The organism is Inquilinus sp. (genome assembly GCF_057815775.1).
Map to the genome: position 1 here is coordinate 1 of NZ_JBYRFX010000096.1, position 2,571 is coordinate 2,571.

3 protein-coding genes are annotated in these 2,571 nt (G+C 70.6%); 1 reads left to right on the top strand and 2 read right to left on the bottom strand.

The genetic code is table 11. The features are described 5' to 3' along the window. Positions 1-192 precede the first annotated feature (192 nt). The gene (gene gfa, locus AC3XYG_RS03500) at positions 193-768 is read right to left on the bottom strand and encodes an S-(hydroxymethyl)glutathione synthase (protein ID WP_489138425.1); all 576 of its coding nucleotides are present in this window, start codon (positions 766-768) and stop codon (positions 193-195) included. Between the two features lie 153 nt (positions 769-921). Here gfa and AC3XYG_RS03505 point away from each other — a divergent pair, with 153 nt between their 5' ends. Beyond that, positions 922-1,860, top strand: a complete 939-nt coding sequence (locus AC3XYG_RS03505) for an aldo/keto reductase (RefSeq protein WP_489138426.1) — start codon at positions 922-924, stop codon at positions 1,858-1,860. A 139-nt stretch (positions 1,861-1,999) separates the two neighbouring features. On the opposite strand, the gene AC3XYG_RS03510 is transcribed toward AC3XYG_RS03505, so the two are convergent. After that, on the bottom strand, positions 2,000-2,571 hold a 572-nt coding region (locus tag AC3XYG_RS03510), incomplete at its 5' end, for a tRNA nucleotidyltransferase/poly(A) polymerase family protein (protein ID WP_489138427.1).

A 2,571-nucleotide genomic window follows, 5' to 3' on the forward strand; every position in this document is an offset into this window, starting at 1 on the left:
CGGCGGCCACGGGGTCGGCCGGCTGCGCACCGCCGATGCGTCGATCAGCCCCCGCGGCACCCCCGGCACCACCCGGCCGCCCTCCGTCGTCATCGCCGACCGCGCGGCGGAGATGCTGCAGGCCGACCCCGGCCTGTGACCCACAGGGCCGCGGAGGCTGCCGGATCCGGCAGCCTCCGCGGGTGTTATCGGCTAGGCCGGCAAGGCACCGGAGCGCTGGGCGGTCCAGGTGGCGATGTAGTCCATCAGCCCGGGCGACAGGCAATCATACGGCTCGAGCTTCAGCTCCCGCAGCCGGGCGCGCACGCCGTCCATGGTGCTGGGGTCGACGCCGGATTCGATGATCGACGACACGAAGGCGGTGAAGCCCGGCTCGGCATAACCGTCCTTGTCGAACCGCTCCGGATGGATGAAGGACAGCCCCTTGAACGGGTGGTCGCGCTCGACCGGCCCATGCATGTGGACGCCGCATTGCTTGCAGGCATGCCGCTGGATCAGGGCGCTGGGATCGACCACCGCGAGCTTGTCGCCATTCTCCAGCACCGTCACCTTGTCGGACGGCACGACGGCGACGATCGAGAAGGCGACACCCTTCGGCTTCCAGCATTTGGTGCAGCCGCAGGCATGGTTGTGGGCGACATCGCCCTCGATGCGGACCTTGACGGGGTGGTCGGTGCAGGCGCAGGTCAGAGTCCCGCCCTGGAAGCTGCCGGAGCCGTGGCGCACGCCGCCGTCGACGACCGGGTGTATCGAAACTTGGCCGCTCATTGCGTTCTCCCTCGATGTTCGTTGGTCCCGGATGGTCGGTCCCCCGGATGGTCGTTCCAGTGGAAGTTTCCCACAGGCGGGGTGGGATCTCTATTGATCCCTCGGATGAAAAATGGTCCCGGAATCGGGGATCAGCCCACCCAAGGAGCCGTGATGTTCGACCCGAGTGAGCGCCGCCCGATCGGCCGTACCCCGTTGCGCGTGTCCCGCCTGGGCATCGGCGGCGGCAGCCTGTTCAGCTCGATCGGCGACGCTGCGGTCGCAGCCCTGGTCGACCATTGCTGGGACCGCGGCCTGCGCTACTTCGACACCGCCGCGCTGTACGCCGGTGGGGTCAGCGAGGCGCGATTCGGCACCGCGCTGGCCGACCGGCCGCGGGCGGAGCATGTCGTCTCGACCAAGGCGGGCCGCACCACCGAGGATGGCCAGAACCGGTTCGACTACAGCCGCGACGGCTTCCTGCGGTCGATCGAGCGCAGCCTGGCCAAGCTGAAGCGGGACCGCCTCGACATCGTGTCGATCCACGACATCGACCCGGACCTGCATGGCGACGCCTATGAGGCGCGCTTCGCCGAAGCCATGGACGGCGCCTATCCGGCCCTGGCCGAGCTGCGCAGCCAGGGCGTCGTCGGCGCCATCGGCGTGGCGGTGAAGAACTGGCAGGTCTGCCGCCGCTTCGCCGATGCCGGCGATTTCGACTGCCTCATGCTGGCCGGCGGCTACACCCTGCTGCAGCGCGACTCCGAGCCTTTCCTGGACGACTGCGTGACGCGCGGCATTTCGGTGCTGCTGGCCGCCCCGTTCAACACCGGCATCCTGGCGACTGGCGCCATCGAGGGCGCGCGCTACTTCTACAAGCCGGCACCGCCCGAGGTGCTGGAGCGGACGCGGCGAATCGAGGCGCTGTGCCGTGCCCACGACGTGCCGCTGCCGGCGGCGGCATTGCAGTTCCCGCTGCGCCACCCGGCCGTGGCGAGCGTCGTGGTCGGCCACCAATCGGCCGAGGAGGTCGACCGCAACCTGGCCCTGCTGCGGCAGGACATCCCGGAGGCGCTGTGGGCGGAGCTGGCGGCGGAGACGCTTGCGACGTAGGCCGCGGTCATGGTCCGGACTTAACTTAAGCTGTCATTGCCGGGCTTGACCCGGCAATCCAGAGGTTGTCGACAGTCTCTGGATGCCCGGTTCAAGCCCGGGCATGACAGTTGGATGGGATACGCTCCGGATCGAATCCCTAAACCCCAGCCAGTTCCCGCAGCCGGTCGAGGCTTTCGTCGCGGCCGGGACGTAGACCCTGGCCGATCCACCCGCGTTCGACCTCGGTCAGGGCGCGGCCGACCGCCGGGCCCGACACGCCGAGGGCGACGACGTCGCGGCCGCGCACCGGCAGCGTCGGCACCGGCTCCTTCTCCAGCGCCGCCAAGGCGCGCTTGAAGCTCCAGCGCCGCGGCGCCGCGGCCCAGGCCAGGCGGATGCGGTCGCGCCCGCCGGCCCGGCCGTGCCGGTACAGCAGCAGCCGCACCCCGACCTCGTCGGGCGCCTGCTGCAGCACGCCGTCCTGCAGCCCGACCAAGCGGTCGCGCTCCTCGTTCGACAGCCTCAGCCGCACCGCCACCGCGGCGGCGTCGCCGCGCAAAAGCGCCGCCAGCCGCAGCATCGGATCGGCCTTCGGCGCGACCTGGACCAGCCCCTGCAGCCGAGTGATATCGCCATCCTCGCCGATCACGCGGCGGGCGATGCCGGCCGCGACCATGGCCTGCCACACCGGCACCGGGTCGGGCGCGGCCAGCAGCTTCAGGAGCTCGG